This window comes from Streptomyces durocortorensis (assembly GCF_016901035.1).
In the GTDB taxonomy this organism is placed as follows: Bacteria; Actinomycetota; Actinomycetes; order Streptomycetales; family Streptomycetaceae; genus Streptomyces; species Streptomyces durocortorensis.
The window spans coordinates 18,101-33,128 of record NZ_JAFEUF010000063.1 but is presented as its reverse complement, the minus strand read 5'-3'; the positions used below and the strand labels follow the sequence as shown (position 1 = coordinate 33,128).

Sequence of the window (15,028 nt, the reverse complement as noted above, 5' to 3'; positions counted from 1 at the left end):
TCCGGCAGCCGCAGCGCGAAGAACCCGGCCGCCCCCAGCTCCCGCCACAGCGACCGGTCCAGGGCCCCGCCCCGCTCCACCGCCGCCCGCAGCCGGTCCCGGTCGAACACCGCCCCGAGCAGGTCGCGCATCCCGGACCGCAGGGCCCGCTGGTCGTCCGAGAGCTGGAAGTCCACGGCGGCCTCAGCGCCCCTTCGGCAGGCCGAGGATGCGCTCGGCGACGATGTTGCGCTGGATCTGCGAGGTGCCTGCGGCGATGGTGTACGAGAGGGAGGAGAGCCGGTCCAGGGCCCATTCCCGGTCCAGGTCGAAGGCGTCCGCCGCGCCCAGCACCTCCGCCGCCGCCTCGTACAGCTCCTGGCGGGCCCCGGAGTAGCGCAGTTTGAAGACCGAGCCGCCGATGCCGGGGACGCCGCCCGTGCGCTCCGACTCCCCCACGTTCCACTGAGTGAGCCGCCACAGGGCCCGGAACTCGGCGTTCAGGCGGCCAAGACGCCTCCGCAGCACCGGGTCGTCCCATCTCCCCGTCCGCCGGGCCTCGTCGGCGAGGGTGTCCAGGGTGCGGCGGCAGGCGACGACCTCGCCGACGAAGGCGGTGCCGCGTTCGAAGGAGAGGGTGACCATGGTGACCCGCCAGCCGTCGTTCTCGGCCCCGACCCGGTTGCGTACCGGCACCCGGACCTCGTCGAGGAACACCTCCGCGAACTCCGTGGACCCGGCGAGCGTCCGCAGCGGCCGGACCGTGATGCCGGGCGCGTCCATGGGCATGGCCAGCCAGCTGATCCCCCGGTGCTTGGGCGCGCCCGGGTCGGTCCGCACCAGCAGTTCGCACCAGTCGGCGACCTCCGCGTGCGAGGTCCAGATCTTGCTGCCGCTGACCACGTAGTCGTCCCCGTCGCGCACCGCCCGCGTCCGCAGTGCGGCCAGGTCGGAGCCGGCGTCCGGCTCGCTGAACCCCTGGCACCAGATCTCGTCGCCGCGCAGCACGGGCGGCAGCCAGCGGGCCCGCTGCTCGGCCGTGCCCTCGGCGGCGACGGTCGGCCCGGCGTGCAGCAGCCCGACGAAGTTCGCGCCCACGTAGGGCGCCCCGGCCTTCTCCGTCTCCTCCAGGAAGATCAGGTGCTGGGTGGGGGTCGCGCCCCGCCCGCCCGCGTCCACCGGCCAGTGCAGGCCCGCGTACCCGGCGTCGTACAGCATCCGCTGCCAGCTGGTGTCGTACGCCCGGCGCGCGGGCCAGTCGTCCGGCGAGGGCTTCGGCGGCAGCCCGGGGAGGACACCGGACAGCCACTCCCGCAGCCGCCGCCGGAACTCCTCCTCGGACTCCGTGTACGCGAGATCCACCGCCCTGCCCCCGCCTACTTGTCCAGGTCCAGGCCGAGCATGCGGATCGCGTTTCCGCGCATCAGTTTGTGGACGGTCTCCTCGTCCAGTCCCTTGACGTGGTCGAGGGCGACCTCCTTGGTGTGCGGGAAGGTCGAGTCCACGTGCGGGTAGTCGGTCTCGAAGGTGGCGTTGTCGCGGCCGACGACATCCAGCGACGCGATGCCGTGCTTGTCGCGGAAGAAGCAGCAGAACATCTGCCGGTAGTAGTACGTGGACGGCGGCTCGGGGATCAGATCGCGCACCCCGCCCCAGGCGCGGTGCTCCTCCCAGACGTCGTCGGCGCGCTCCAGGGCGTACGGGATCCACCCCATCTGGCCCTCGCTGTAAGCCAGTTTCAGCGTCGGGAACTTCACCAGCACCCCGCTGAAGAGGAAGTCCATCATCGAGGCCATCGCGTTGTTGAAGGAGAGCGAGGCCTGCACGGCGGGCGGGGCGTACGGGGAGGCGGCGGGCATCTGGGAGCTGGACCCGATGTGCATGTTGACGACGGTGCCGGTCTCCTGGCAGACGGCGAAGAACGGATCCCAGTACCCGGTGTGGATGGACGGCAGCCCGAGGTAGGTCGGGATCTCGGAGAAGGTGACCGCGCGCACCCCCCGCGCCGCGTTCCGCCTGATCTCCGCGACCGCGAGGTCGATGTCCCAGAGCGGGATGATGCAGAGCGGGATCAGCCGGCCGTCGCTGTCGCCGCACCACTCCTCGACCATCCAGTCGTTGTAGGCGCGCACGCAGGCGAGGGCGACCTCCTTGTCGTGCGCCTCGGCGAAGGTCTGGCCGCAGAAGCGCGGGAAGGTCGGGAAGCAGAGGGAGGCCTCGACGTGGTTGAGGTCCATGTCCTTGAGGCGCTCGGCCGGATCCCAGCACCCGGGCCGCATCTCGGCCCGGGTGATGCCCTCCAGGGTCATGTCGTCGCGGTCGAAGCCGACGGCGGCGATGTTGCGCTTGTACGGGAACTTCAGGTCCTCGTATATCCACCAGTCGGTGGGCGGCCCGTCCGGGTCCATCGTGATGACGTACTTCCCGCCCGTGTACGCCAGCTCCCCGATGCCCGCCGTGAGCGGCTGCGGCCCGCGCTCGCGGTACTTCGCGGGGAGCCAGGTGGAGAAGAGGTGCGCGGGTTCGATCACATGGTCGTCGACGCTGACGATCCGAGGCAGTTCCGTGTCCTTCATGGCGTGTGCCGTCCCTCCGCGCACCCGGGAGCACCTCGCCGACTCCAGGTCCCAGGCCCCAGGCGCTTTCTGATGGTCCGTCAGATGTGATTGCGGAACTCAGGCTAGCCCCGCACCCCTGGACCGACAAGGCACGGAGCCCTACGCTCTGCGCAATATCTGACTGACCGTCAGTTCGGAGGACCGCTGTGACCGCCGTGAACGACGTGACCGCGACCGCCCACGCCCTGGGCGCCTCCCGCACCTTCTGGGAGCTGATCGAACGCCGCGCCGCCCTCACCCCCGACCGCCCGGTGCTGCTCCAGGAGGACCGGAGCCTGACCTTCGGGGAGCTGCGGGACCGTGCGGAGCGGGTGGCGGCCGGCCTGTACGGGATGGGGGTACGGGCGGGGACCGTCGTCGCCTGGCAACTGCCGACCCGGCTGGAGACGGCCCTGCTCTCGTTCGCCCTGACCCGGCTGGGGGCCGTGCAGACCCCGGTCATCCCGTTCTACCGGGACCGTGAAGTGCGTTTCGCGCTGCGGGAGTCGGGGGCCGCGTTCTTCGCGGTGCCGGGCGTGTGGCGGGGCTTCGACCACACCGCGATGGCCGAGCGGATCGCCGCCGGACTCCCGGACCCGCCACGGGTCTTCGAGGCCTACGACGCCCTCCCCGACGGCGACCCGTCCGTCCTCCCCCCACCGCCGGAACCGGCCTCGGGCGAGGAGGTCCGCTGGATCTACTGGACCTCGGGCACCACTTCCGACCCCAAGGGCGTCCTGCACACCGACCGTTCGCTGATCGCGGGCGGCTCCTGCCTGGCCCACGCGCTGAAGCTGTCGGCGGACGACGTGGGCTCGATGGCGTTCCCCTACGCCCATGTCGCCGGGCCCGACTACACGGTGATGCTGCTGCTGTACGGGTTCCCCGCGGTGATGTTCGAACAGTTCGCGCTGCCGGACGCGCTGGCGGAGTACCGGCTCCACAAGGTGACCGTGGCGGGCGGGTCCACGGCCTTCTACGCGATGTTCCTGGCCGAACAGCGCAAGGCCCCGGACCGACCGCTGATCCCCTCCCTCCGCCTCCTCGCGGGCGGCGGGGCCCCGAAGCCGCCGGAGGTCTACCACGCGGTGGTGCGGGAGATGGGGGTCCAGCTCACCCACGGCTACGGCATGACCGAGGTCCCGATGATCACCATGGGCGCCCCGGACGACACCCCCGAGCACCTGGCCCTCACCGAGGGCCGTCCGCCGGAGGGCATGGAGATCCGGATCACCGACGAGCACGGCAAGCCGCTCCCGTACGGCACGGAGGGCGAGGTACGGCTGCGCGGAGAGGCGGTCTGCCAGGGCTATCTGGACGCCGCCGCCTCCGCCGGGGCCTTCGACGCCGAGGGGTTCCTGATCACCGGGGACCTGGGCCGGCTCCAGGAGAGCGGCCACCTCACGCTCACGGGCCGGCTGAAGGACATCATCATCCGCAAGGGGGAGAACATCTCCGCCAAGGAGATCGAGGACCTGCTCCACACGCACCCGGGCGTCGCCGACGCGGCGGTGATCGGCCTGCCCGACCCGGAGCGCGGCGAACGCGTCTGCGCGGTGGTCGAACAGCCGCCCGACGCCCCGCCGCTGACCCTGGCCGGCCTCTCCGCCCACCTGCGGGGCGCGGGGCTCTCCGTCCACAAGGTGCCCGAGCAACTGGAGCTGCTGGACGCGCTGCCCCGCAACGAGACGCTGCGCAAGGTGCTCAAGTACAAGCTGCGGGAACGGTTCGGCGGATGAGGCGAGAGGGCCTCGCAGGGGGCGTTACGGGGACGGGCGCGCCGCCCCCGTATCGCCCGGGGGTTGCTAGGCGTCGGGCTCGATCACCGTGAAGTACACGGCGAGCGCCGACACCACATCGCTCTCCGCCACCTTCCCGTCCCGGTCGGTGTCCAGGCTCTGCGCGGCGACGCCCGCGATCTCGGCGCTGGCCCCGAGGACCCGGAGCGCCCGCTCCACGTCCGCCACCGACGCTCTGCCGTCGTCGCCGCCGTCCGCGACCGCGATAACCGCCCGCAGGAAGGGGCGGGCGATCTCGGCGAACCGCTCGGGATTGTCCCGGAGCCGCTTCACCGCCCCGCCCACGAACTCCTCACGGGTGACCCGCTGGTCCCCGTCCACGTCGGCGATCCCCGCCATGCCCTGCCAGAACGCCTCGGCCCCGGTGTAGAGCGCCTGCCCCTTGTCGCAACGGGCCGTCGTACCGAACTCGGTGAGCAGACGGGCGGCTGCGGCGTTGAAATCGGCGCGATCGATATAGCCGTTGCCGTCCTGGTCGAAGGCGGCGAAGCGGTGCGCGATCTTTCGCTCGTACTCTGCGCTGTCCATGCGGGGAGCGTACGACGCTTGAGGCGCTCACGTGTCACCGAGAAGCTGTTCCTCTGTGACAACCTCGCATCGGCGGGCGCCGCCTCAGGCGCTCAGCGGCCTGCAGTCCTCGTCGGTGGCCGACAGCGCGTCGGGGTAGACGTCGAACAGGCGGCGCACCCCCAGGGCGCCGAGCACCTTGTTGACGTGTGAACCGTCTTCCGCGCCCCGGGCCGGGAGGATCAGTCGCAGCCGGCCGCCGCAGGACTTCATCAGGCGGCGCGAGGCGATCAGTACGCCGACGCCGCTGGAGTCGCAGAAGAACACCTCGGACAGATCGAGCACCACATCGTGCTGCCCCTCCGCCACCGCCTCGTGGACGGACTGGCGCACGACGGGCGAGGTCACCAGATCGAGTTCACCGCTTATGCGCAGCACAGCCCAGGAGCCCTGCTCCGCCTCGTCCACCTTGAGCGTCACGACTGGACCTCTCGTTCCGGGGCTCCCGGCAGTACCGGAAGTTTCCGTTCCTCCTCGCGGCTGCCCAACCGCACCCCCATGAAACACCGACACGCCCATCGAGGCCCAGGAGGTTTCCGGTGGAAAGGCGCGCTTCGGCCCGTTTCCGCTGATCAGAGTGGACGGGGAGCCATCCGGGCCGAAAATCGACTACCGTCGTCGGCCACGTACCGCTGGAGAAGAGTTGCCGCAAAGGCGCGTGCGCCGCGCACCCGGCGGACTACATTCGGTCCTCACGGGCACAGGATGGATCAACGGAGCTGGGCAACAGGGCCGGGGGCTGGGGGGTTCATGGCGAAGGACACGGCACCCCGCTGGGACCGCAGGATGCAGCAGAGGCTGGCCCGCGGCGAGGCGGCGGCGCTCGGCGAGCTCTATGACCGGTTCGCGGCCCTCGTCCACAGCCAGGCGCACCGGATGCTCGACGACGAGGACGCCGCCGACCTGGTGACCCGCGAGGTCTTCGCCCAGGTCTGGGAGAACCCTGAGGCGTACGACCCGAAGCAGGGCTCGATGCGTTCCTGGGTGGCCCGCCTCACCCACCGCCAGTCCGTCCAGCGGCTGCGCCGCGCGGCGGCCTCCCGTTACGCGGCGGAGCACGGCGACGGCGCGGCACCCGACCCGGAGGAGCTGGAGCGGCGGGTGCGCAGCGCAACGTCCGCCGCCCGCGCCGACTACATCGTCTCCTCGATGCCCGTACCCCTGCGGGAGGCCCTGGAGCTGGCGTACATCCATCGCCGGGACTACCGGCAGACCGCCGCCGATCTCGGCGTCACCGAGGACGAGGCGCGCCGCCGGCTCCGGCTGGGGCTCCAGCTCCTCTCCACGGCCAACGCCCGCCCGCTCGAAGGGTCCTCGCCACCCGGTTACGGACGGGTCCGGTGACCGGCGGCGGACGCGAGAGCGAGGGCGGCGAGGAGGAGGTGCGGGGCGCCCGCCGGATACCGGGCCCGCGCGGGGCGGCGGACGACCTCGACCTGGAGTCCGTGCCGCTGCCTCCCCTGCCGCCGCCCGGCGGGAGCGCCCCGGACGAGGCGGTGCCGGAACAGTCCGCCCCTGAGCCCGAGCGGGGCCACGGGCCTGGCCCTGGGCCGGACCCCGCCGCCCCGGAGCCGGGGCTTGGGCTGGGGCCCGCCCCGGACCCGGACCCGGACCCGGCCATGGCCTCCGCCCCGGTCGTCCTCCCCCACCAGGTGCTCAAGGCCCTCCTCGGCGCCTGGGCGCTCTCCGCCTGCTCCGTCGAGGAGACCGCCGCCGTGGAGGACCACCTCACCGGGTGCGCCCCGTGCGCGGACGAGGCGCTGCGGCTGCGGGACGCGGTCGGACTGCTGCACACCGACGGCTCCCTCGATCTCGACCCGACGCTCCGCACCCGGGTGCTGGACGGCTGCTTCGGCCGCCGCCCGGCCCGCATCCCGGTGCCGGAGTGGGCCGCCCCGTACGACGCCGAGACCGCCCGGCTCGACGCGCTGCTCCGCGACATCGGGGACTCCGAATGGCACGCCCCGGTGCGGCTCCAGTGGTTCGAGGAGGAGCACCAGGTCAGCCGCAGGACCACCGTCGCCGGGGTGATCGGCCATCTGACGGCGGTCGACGGGCTGCTGTCCGCCGCGCTCGGACTCGACGACCCGCTCGACGGCGGCAAGGCTCCGTTGGACCCCACCGAGCGCACCGAGACGTACTGGGCGGCGACGCGCCGGCCGCCCACCCGGGCCGTCCGCGAGCCCTGGCGGGCCCAGAGCCACGAGCTGATCCGTACGGCGTCCTTCGCCGGGCGGAACGTCGCCGAGACGTCCGTCTCCTACGGGGCCTTCGCCCTGCCCCTCCAGGACGCCCTGCTGGACCGCGCCTTCGAGTGCTGGGTGCACGGCGGGGACATCGCCGACGCCGTCGACTACCCGTACCAGGCCCCGTCCGCCGCCCATCTGCACCGCATGATCGACCTGGCGGCCCGGATGCTTCCGGCCGCCCTCGCGGGCCGCCGCAGCGCCGGACTGGCCGGACCCGCGAAAGACCTCGTCGCAGCGGGCGCGCCGGGCCGCTCGCTCCATCTGGAGATCGAGGGCCACGGCGGAGGCGACTGGTACATCGCGCTGGACTCGCCGGCCGCCGTCGGCTCGCCCGAACGCGCCGTGGCGCAGGTGGCGCTGGACGGGGTCGAGTTCTGCCGGCTCGTCGCGGGCCACATCTCGCCGGTGGAAGCGGCGGCGGGCCAGGAGGGCGACCGCGAGGCCATCCGCGACGTGCTGTTCGCGGCGGCCTCCCTCAGCCGGCTCTGAACCGGCGCTGCAGAGCCGCTACGCGAAGATCACCGTACGGCGGCCGTTGAGCAGGATGCGCCGCTCCGCGTGCCACTTCACCGCGCGCGCCAGCGCCTGGCACTCCACGTCCCGGCCGATGGCGACCAGCTGGTCGGGGGTGACGTCGTGGCCGACGCGCTCGACCTCCTGCTCGATGATCGGGCCCTCGTCGAGGTCGGCCGTCACGTAGTGCGCGGTCGCGCCGATCAGCTTCACGCCGCGCGCGTGCGCCTGGTGGTAGGGCTTGGCGCCCTTGAAGCTCGGCAGGAACGAGTGGTGGATGTTGATGATCCGGCCGCTGAGCTGCTTGCACAGGTCGTCGGAGAGGACCTGCATGTAGCGGGCCAGGACCACCAGCTCGACGTTCTCCTCGCGGACCAGCTCCAGCAGCGCCGCCTCCGCCTCCGGCTTGTTGTCCTTGGTCACCGGGAGGTGCCGGAAGGGGACGCCGTACGAGGCGACCAGCTCGGCGAAGTCCGTGTGGTTGGAGACGACGGCCGCGATCTCCACCGGCAGCGCGCCCGTACGGGAGCGGAACAGCAGGTCGTTGAGGCAGTGGCCGAACTTGCTGACCATCAGCACGATCCGCATCCTCTCGTCCGACCGGTGGATCTGCCAGTCCATCCGGAAGGCCTCGCCGATCGCCGCGAAGCTGGCGCGCAGCTTGTCCACGGTCACGGTGGCGTCCGCCGAGAAGTGGACGCGCATGAAGAACAGACCCGTGTCGTGGTCCCCGAACTGCTGACTGTCCTCGATGTTGCAGCCGGTCATGAAGAGGTAGCTCGACACGGCGTGCACGATGCCCTGTTTGTCGGGGCAGGAGAGCGTGAGGACGTACTGCTCGGTCGTCGCGGCGGCGTCCGGGGCGACGGAGGTGGCGGGGGCGGGCTGTGGCGCGGTCATCCTCGTAGCGTGCCACACCCGGCCCGTGCTAGGCGGCCCTGGTCATGATGCGGATGACCTCCAGCGAGCGCGGCGGTATGTCCGGATCCTCCGCGTCGTTGGTGGCGAGCATCACATGGGCCTCGCGCGCGGCGTGGACGGCCTCGGGCCAGCCGTGGTGCTCCAGATAGGCGGAGACGGGGGCGTCCGCGCCGACCTGGTGCATGATCCGCAGCACCCGCAGGGCGGCCGCGTCCACGGCGGCGGCCTCGGCGGAGTCCCTGAATATGGTGCCGACGTACTTCTCGGCGGACCAGTTGTCGAGCCAGGTGTCCTCGACCAGGCGGTACACGGCGTCGGTGACGTCCCCGTACCCTTCCCGGCCGGCGAGCCAGCACTCGTGGTGGAAGACGGGGTCGGAGAGCATGTGCAGCGCCGAGCGCACGTTGGTGCGCCAGCGCCACCACGGCATGTCAGTGAGCGGCATGCCGCCCATGGTGGAGGAGCGACGGCCGCGACGGGAAGAGTTCTCCGAACCTTGCTGCACGGTGCCCGATCGTACGTTCCTTCACCGCACCTCCGCACGGGCCCCCGTAATTCACCTGGACGTCACCGAGCGTTGAGCACGGCACACCGCGCCGTTACCCCGGGCCCGGGAGGGTCCTTTGCCATGACCGGACGGCGACGCCCCACCTTTCCCCGCCCCCTCCCGGGCGTCATCAGCGCGGCGGCGGCGGGGGCGCTCCTGCTGTCCGGCTGCGGCGTGCTCCCTGGAACCACGGGGGGTTCCAGGGAGCACGTCACCGTGATGACCTGGGCCCCCGACCGGTCGGAGGACATCAACGCGGTGAAGATGGCCGGGGTGCCCGCGATGGCGCAGACGTACGCCCGCTGGGTCAACGACACCGGCGGCATCGACGGGCGCGAGCTGCGGGTGGTCGTCTGCGACGAGGGCGACACCTCGCTCGGCGCCGAGCGGTGCGCGCGGGAGGCCGTCGACAAGAAGGTGGCCGCCGTCGTCGGCTCGTACAGCCGCCACGGCCAGAGCTTCATGCCCGCGCTGGAGGCGGGCGGCGTCCCGTACATCGGCGGGTACGGCGCCTCCACCGAGGAGTTCAGCAGCTACCTCTCGTACCCGGTCAACGGCGGCCAGTCGGCCCTGCTGGCGGGCCACGGACGGCAGTTGGGCAACAGCTGCACCCGGGTCTCGCTGGTGCGGCCCGACTCGATCGGCGGCGACGGCATGCCGCCGCTGCTCAACAACGGGCTGATGGCCGCCCACCGGCCCGCCTCCACCGACATCCTGGCCCCCCTGGACGCCACGTCCTACGACGAGCAGGCCGCGCAGGCGCTGGAGCGGTCCGGGGGCGGCTGCGTGACGGCGGTGCTCGGCGCCCGTACGGAGACGTTCTTCGACTCCTTCCGCCGGCTGGAGCCGGATGACGGGCAGGTCAGGATCTCCTCCGTGCTGGGCAGCGTCAGCCAGCCGCTCATCAACCGCACGGGCGGCCGGAACAGCCCCTTCGAGGGCGCCTACGTCACCGGCTGGTACCCGGACGCGAGGAACGCGCGCTGGCAGCAGATGCGCGACGTGATCGGGAAGTACGCCTTCGGGGACAACCGCATCGACCCGGACGACACCGCCGTGCAGACGACGTGGATCGCGTACACGGCGCTGCGGGCGGCGGTCGGGGCGGTCGGTGACGAGGGCGTCACGTCGGGCCGGGTCGTGGCCGCGCTCAACGGGGGCGTCGAGGTCGACACCGGCGGCCTGACCCCGACGCTCCGCTGGCGCTTCAAGGACCTGGTCGGCACGTTGGGCTACCCGCGCATCGTCAATACGAAGGTGACGTTCCAGGTGGTCCGCGAGGGCCGTCTCACCGCCCAGAAGAAGGGCTTCGTGGACGTCGCGGACGCCCTGACGGACGCCCCGCGCACCTAGGGCCTGCCCTGGGGGTGTCCGGCGGCCTCAGAGCTCGGTGGGCGTGTGCTTGGTCAGGCTGTACTTGCCCGCGATCGCGTTCCAGAGGGTGGACGCCTCGCGCTTGGCCTGGGTGGCGACCCCGCTCTGCTGGTTGGCCTTGGCCGTCTCGTTCGTCGACCGGGCCTGGCCGCCCTTGCAGACGGACTTGTTCTTCTTGGCCTGCCGCGCCCAGGTGGCGTAGTGGTCGTCGGCCGCCGCCGATGCCTTCCACGCCCGGTTCAGCGCGGCCGTGAGCTTCGCGTTCTGCGGGAGCTTGTCGACGGTCAGTCCTTCGAGCCTGGTCACCAGGTCGCGGCGCTGCTGGGCAGCGCCCCTGAGGTCGGCGTCCGCCCGGTCCAGGTCCTTGCAGGACTTGATCTTCTCGACCGCGCTGATCACCGCGGACCGGCTGTTGTTGCTGTCGGCCAGCAGCTTGTCCAGCGCCTCGGCCTGCGGCTTCGCCGGGTCGGGCGGCGCCGCCTTGGTGGTGGGCTCCGCCTCGGCCGGTGAACTCTGCGCGGCCACCGGCTGCTTGTCGTCCCCCTCGGAATCGCCGCCGAGGCTCCACAGCGCGCCCGCGCCGAGTCCGATGACCGCGCAGCCGACGACGACCGCGGCGATCAGCGGAACGTGCGCGGACCGCCGGCGCGGCGGCTCGCCGCTCTGCTGCGGGACCGCCCCGTCCTGCTCCGCACGGCCCTGGAAGCCCTGGAGGCCGGACTGGTAGCCACCGGGCGCCTGCGGCGGCAACTGGCCGCCCTGGGGCTGCTGCTGGGGCTGCTGCTGGGGCTGGTAGCCCTGCTGCTGGTACGGGGACGGGGGCTGCTGCCCCGCGTCGAACTGCGGCAACTGCTGTGTGGCGCACGCCGGTTCGTCGTTGCGGAACAGGTTGTCGAACTCCGCGGGCGGCTGCCGGTCCCCCGGCGCACCCGGCCTGATCCCGTACGGGGCTCCGCCCGGCACCGGGGGTATGTACTGGGTCGCGTCGGCGTCCCCGCCGCCCGGCTGCGGTCCCACGGGGCCGGGGCCGCCGGGGACGGGCGCGATGTACTGCGTGGCGTCCGCGTCACCGCCGGGAACCGGAGCCCCGTGGCCGCCGCCCTGGCCGCCGTGGCCGCTCTGAGCGCCCTGAGCGCCCGCCCCGGCCTCCGGCGGCAGCGGCTGCGCGTACGGAAGCGGCTGGGACGAGGACGGAGGCTGCTGCGACTGGTGCTGCTGGCCGTACTGGTGCTGCTGGTCGTGCTGGTGTGGCTGCTGGTACTGCGGCTGGTACGCACCGGGCTGCTCCGGCTGCTGATAGGAGCCGGGCTGCTGGGGTTGCTGATAGGAGCCGGGCTGCTGGTACGACTCCGGGCCCGGCGTCTGCTGCGCGGGCGGCAGGGGCTGGGCAGGCGGATCTCCGTAGGACGCCTGTCCCTGTCCCTGGGCCTGCGGGTAGCCGTAGCCCTGCTGCGCCTGCTGGTCCTGCTGCGCCGCCCCGGCGGTCTGCGAACCCCAGGTCTGGCCCCACGGCTCACCGCCCGCGGGAGCCCCCTGCCGCCCGTCCTGCCCGCCCTGCCCGCCCGCGGGTTCCCCCGGGGTCCAGGGGGCGCTGCCGTCGGCGGGCAGCACGACACCCTCGTGCGCGGGTCGTGCGGCGGGGAGCTGATGCTCGCCGCCGTGTCCGCCCTGCCCGCCCTGTCCGCTCTGCGTCACCGGGACTCCTACGTGTGAACCTACGGAATCGTCGGCTCACGCTATCGGGTGGCCGCCCGCCTCCGCCAAGCGCGTGGTGCCCCTCACGACCCCTTCACAGGGTGGGTAACATCCCGTGGCCCCACGACGCTGTTATAGGACCGGACCGCCGCGCCGGGCTCCCGGAACGCCCCGGAAGCGGCCCGGACCGCCCCGGGCGACCACCCCTCCATCACGCTGCCTGGAGCTCCAGCCGCTCGCCGAACTCCCGCACCGCGGGCTCCTCCCCGTAGGGCGTGAGCCGCTGCTGGAGGTCGTCGAGATATTCGGCGCCCCGGCTGGAGCGCACCGTCGACAGCAGCTCCATCGCCCGCGTCCCCGTGTGGCACGCCCGCTCCACCTCCCGCTGCTGCACCTGGGCCGAGGCGAGCAGCACCAGCGCGATGCCGCGCCGCCGGGCCCTGGTCTCCGGCAGCGCGGCGAGCGCCTCCTTGGCCCGCCGGGCGGCCTCGTGCGGCTGCCCCAGGTCCCGGTGGCAGTGCGCCAGTTCGTCCGCGAGGTAGCCGGCGTCGAAGTGCCGGATCCAGACCGGGTCGTCGCCGGAGTCCGGGTCGGCCTGCTCCAGCGCGGCGACCGCCCGCCCCGTCACCGCGTGGCAGGTCCGGGCGTCCCCGAGCAGCGCGTGCCCCCGGGCCTCCGCCGCGTAGAACATCGCCTGGGCGCGGGGCGTGACCTGCCCCCGAGCCCCTTCCTGCGCGGCGCGGGCCAGTTGGGCGATCTCGCGGGGGTTGCCGAGCTGGGCGGCGAGATGGCTCATCGAGGCGGCGAGCACATAGCCGCCGTACGCCCGGTCGCCCGCCGCCTGGGCCAGGCGCAGCGCCTGGATGTAGTAGCGCTGGGCCAGGCCCGGCTGGCCGGTGTCGACCGCCATGTAGCCGCCGAGCTCGGTGAGGCGGGCCACCGCGCCGAACAGCTCGCGTCCCACCTGTTCGCGGTACGCCCCCGAAAGCAGCCCGGAGACCACGCTGTTGAGGTAGTGCACGAGCACCGGCCGCACATGGCCGCTGCCGAAACGGTGGTCGAGGTCGGTCAGCGCGGCGGTCGTCGCCCGCACCGCCTCGACGTCGGACATGCCCACCCGGGCCCCCGCCGTCCGCTCGACCTGCGCGTCCGGGCCCGAGATCAGCCAGTCCCGGCTGGGCTCGACCAGCGCGGACGCGGCGACCGCCGACCCGGCGAGCAGATCGCGGCGGCCCACGTCGCTGCGCCACAGCTCGCAGACCTGCTCGACGGCCCCGGCGACGCTCGGCGCGTACTGGAGGCCGACGCCGGAGGCCAGGTTCTTGCCGTTGGCCATGCCGATCTCCTCGATCGTGACCGTACGGCCCAGCTTGCGGCCCAGCGCCTCGGCGATGATCCCCGGGGCCCGGCCCCGGGGCTGCTGTCCGCGCAGCCACCGGGCCACGGAGGTCTTGTCGTAGCGCAGATCGAGCCCCCGCTCGGCGCCGACCATGTTCACCCGGCGCGCGAGGCCCGCGTTGGAGCAGGCGGCCTCCTGGATGAGCGTCTGGAGCCGTTCGTTGGGCTGGCGGGCTACGAGAGGCCTTGCAGCCATATGTCCCCCTGAAATATCGGTTATGTGCAGTGATCGGTGGAAGGGATCACTGCCCGGCACATACTCAAGAAATGCGCATATTCCATCGGCATTCGGGACGGACTCGGTACGGACATGGCGCGTTGCACCGTCGCGCGGGCCCGGGAGCGGGTCCTGGACGGCGGTCCTGGAGGTGGTTACCCGTCCTTCGGTGCGACGCCTCACGCGCGCCCCCGCCCGTGCACCGGTGCGCCCCGCGTGCAGGATCGATGCGCCGGGCCCCGGTTCAGGGGAGGCCGTAACCCCAGGTGACGGCGGGAGTTGTGCTGGGCGTGGAAGAGCCCAGCAAAGTCACGGAAGCCGCGCAGGTCCCTCAGCAGCGGAGCGAGCCGCTGCTCGACGCCGCGGTGCGGTATGCGGAAGAGCGTCACTGGGACGTGTTCCCCGGCACCTGGCTGGAGGCGGTGGGCGGCGGGGAGCGGTGCTCGTGCGGCGACGCCGGCTGCGCCCTGCCCGGCGCCCACGCGGACCGGCCGGACTGGGCGGGTCAGGCGACCGGCAGCGGGGCCGCGGCCCGGCGCATGTGGACCCGGCAGCCCCGCGCCTCGGTGCTGCTGCCGGCCGGCCGGGCCTTCGACGCGCTGGAGGTCCCCGAGTCCGCGGGCTTCCTGGCGCTGGCCCGGATGGAGCGGATGGACCTGACGCTCGGCCCGGTCACCCGCACCCCCGACCGCCGGATGCTGTTCTTCGTGCTGCCGGGCGGCGCCGCCAAGGCCGCCGAGCTGGTGCGCGCGCTCGGCTGGAACGCCGAGGCGATCGATCTGACCGGCCGCGGCGAGGGCCACTACGTCGCGGCCCCGCCCACCCGGGTCGGCGGCCGGGGCGCCGTGCAGTGGGCCCGCCGGCCCACCCACGCCAACCGCTGGCTGCCCGATGTGGACGAGCTGATCAGCCCGCTGGCGTACGCCTGCGCCCGGGAGGCGGCCGACGCCCGCGCCCGGGCCTCGTAGGGCGCCAGGGGCCTTTCGTAGGGTGGTCCCCACCACGTGGGGACCATCGAAAGGCTGTGCCATGCCGGACCGGGCAGATGCGCGTACGGAGACAGAGGCGGCGACGGACGCGGCGACAGGCGGGGGGGCCGAGGTGCGCCCCCCCCCGACGGGACCCGGGCGGGGTGATGGGGGGTGGGGGGGGGGGGGCGGGGGCGGGGTGGG

13 protein-coding genes and 1 pseudogene are annotated in these 15,028 nt (G+C 73.0%); 5 read left to right on the top strand and 9 right to left on the bottom strand.

The window, feature by feature from the left end:
- The 3 genes and pseudogenes from JS521_RS36650 to JS521_RS14950 form a co-directional block, all read right to left on the bottom strand.
- Positions 1-176: pseudogene (locus JS521_RS36650) on the bottom strand (acyl-CoA dehydrogenase); the annotation flags it as partial.
- Between the two features lie 7 nt (positions 177-183).
- Positions 184-1,341, bottom strand: a complete 1,158-nt coding sequence (locus JS521_RS14955) for an acyl-CoA dehydrogenase family protein (RefSeq protein WP_205083470.1) — start codon at positions 1,339-1,341, stop codon at positions 184-186.
- 14 nt (positions 1,342-1,355) lie between these two features.
- On the bottom strand, positions 1,356-2,555 hold the full coding sequence (locus JS521_RS14950) for an amidohydrolase family protein (RefSeq protein WP_205083469.1): 1,200 nt from the start codon (positions 2,553-2,555) through the stop codon (positions 1,356-1,358).
- 188 nt (positions 2,556-2,743) lie between these two features.
- Here JS521_RS14950 and JS521_RS14945 point away from each other — a divergent pair, with 188 nt between their 5' ends.
- A complete protein-coding gene (locus JS521_RS14945; protein WP_205083468.1) occupies positions 2,744-4,315 on the top strand; it encodes a class I adenylate-forming enzyme family protein in 1,572 nt (523 codons plus the stop codon).
- A gap of 66 nt (positions 4,316-4,381) precedes the next feature.
- Here the strand turns inward: JS521_RS14945 and JS521_RS14940 are convergent, their stop codons facing one another.
- Positions 4,382-4,903, bottom strand: a complete 522-nt coding sequence (locus JS521_RS14940; protein ID WP_205083467.1) for an EF-hand domain-containing protein — start codon at positions 4,901-4,903, stop codon at positions 4,382-4,384.
- Between the two features lie 84 nt (positions 4,904-4,987).
- Complete coding sequence (locus tag JS521_RS14935) at positions 4,988-5,362, bottom strand: STAS domain-containing protein (protein ID WP_205083466.1); 375 nt, start codon at positions 5,360-5,362, stop codon at positions 4,988-4,990.
- Between the two features lie 330 nt (positions 5,363-5,692).
- Here JS521_RS14935 and JS521_RS14930 point away from each other — a divergent pair, with 330 nt between their 5' ends.
- Both JS521_RS14930 and JS521_RS14925 read left to right on the top strand, forming a co-directional pair.
- The gene (locus JS521_RS14930; protein WP_205083465.1) at positions 5,693-6,286 is read left to right on the top strand and encodes an RNA polymerase sigma factor; all 594 of its coding nucleotides are present in this window, start codon (positions 5,693-5,695) and stop codon (positions 6,284-6,286) included.
- Positions 6,283-7,680 carry a maleylpyruvate isomerase N-terminal domain-containing protein gene (locus JS521_RS14925; RefSeq protein ID WP_205083464.1) on the top strand — a complete coding sequence of 466 codons (1,398 nt, stop codon included), beginning with the start codon at positions 6,283-6,285 and terminating at the stop codon, positions 7,678-7,680. The genes JS521_RS14930 and JS521_RS14925 overlap by 4 nt, the downstream gene beginning before the upstream one ends.
- 18 nt (positions 7,681-7,698) lie before the next feature.
- On the opposite strand, the gene purU is transcribed toward JS521_RS14925, so the two are convergent.
- Positions 7,699-8,604, bottom strand: coding sequence for a formyltetrahydrofolate deformylase (gene purU / locus JS521_RS14920; protein ID WP_205083463.1), 906 nt, complete (start codon positions 8,602-8,604; stop codon positions 7,699-7,701).
- A 28-nt stretch (positions 8,605-8,632) separates the two neighbouring features.
- Positions 8,633-9,079, bottom strand: a complete 447-nt coding sequence (locus JS521_RS14915; protein WP_205083474.1) for an SCO4402 family protein — start codon at positions 9,077-9,079, stop codon at positions 8,633-8,635.
- Positions 9,080-9,253: 174 nt separating this feature from the next.
- On the opposite strand from JS521_RS14915, the gene JS521_RS14910 reads away from it, so the two are divergent.
- Complete coding sequence (locus tag JS521_RS14910; RefSeq protein ID WP_205083462.1) at positions 9,254-10,525, top strand: ABC transporter substrate-binding protein; 1,272 nt, start codon at positions 9,254-9,256, stop codon at positions 10,523-10,525.
- Between the two features lie 27 nt (positions 10,526-10,552).
- Here JS521_RS14910 and JS521_RS14905 read toward each other — a convergent pair whose 3' ends face one another.
- Together JS521_RS14905 and JS521_RS14900 are read right to left on the bottom strand one after the other, a co-directional pair.
- Positions 10,553-12,241, bottom strand: a complete 1,689-nt coding sequence (locus tag JS521_RS14905) for a hypothetical protein (RefSeq protein ID WP_205083461.1) — start codon at positions 12,239-12,241, stop codon at positions 10,553-10,555.
- 211 nt (positions 12,242-12,452) lie between these two features.
- Complete coding sequence (locus tag JS521_RS14900; RefSeq protein WP_205083460.1) at positions 12,453-13,835, bottom strand: NsdA family TPR-like regulatory protein; 1,383 nt, start codon at positions 13,833-13,835, stop codon at positions 12,453-12,455.
- A 302-nt stretch (positions 13,836-14,137) separates the two neighbouring features.
- Here JS521_RS14900 and JS521_RS14895 point away from each other — a divergent pair, with 302 nt between their 5' ends.
- Entirely contained in the window at positions 14,138-14,824 is a 687-nt protein-coding gene (locus tag JS521_RS14895; protein ID WP_205083473.1) for a bifunctional DNA primase/polymerase, read from the top strand.
- Positions 14,825-15,028: the final 204 nt, after the last annotated feature.

Coding starts and splice junctions, on each gene's coding strand:
- purU (WP_205083463.1), bottom strand. CDS start 8,604: ATGACCGCGCCACAGCCCGCCCCCGCCACCTCCGTCGCCCCGGACGCC.
- JS521_RS14915 (WP_205083474.1), bottom strand. CDS start 9,079: ATGGGCGGCATGCCGCTCACTGACATGCCGTGGTGGCGCTGGCGCACC.
- JS521_RS14910 (WP_205083462.1), top strand. CDS start 9,254: ATGACCGGACGGCGACGCCCCACCTTTCCCCGCCCCCTCCCGGGCGTC.
- JS521_RS14900 (WP_205083460.1), bottom strand. CDS start 13,835: ATGGCTGCAAGGCCTCTCGTAGCCCGCCAGCCCAACGAACGGCTCCAG.
- JS521_RS14940 (WP_205083467.1), bottom strand. CDS start 4,903: ATGGACAGCGCAGAGTACGAGCGAAAGATCGCGCACCGCTTCGCCGCC.
- JS521_RS14950 (WP_205083469.1), bottom strand. CDS start 2,555: ATGAAGGACACGGAACTGCCTCGGATCGTCAGCGTCGACGACCATGTG.
- JS521_RS14930 (WP_205083465.1), top strand. CDS start 5,693: ATGGCGAAGGACACGGCACCCCGCTGGGACCGCAGGATGCAGCAGAGG.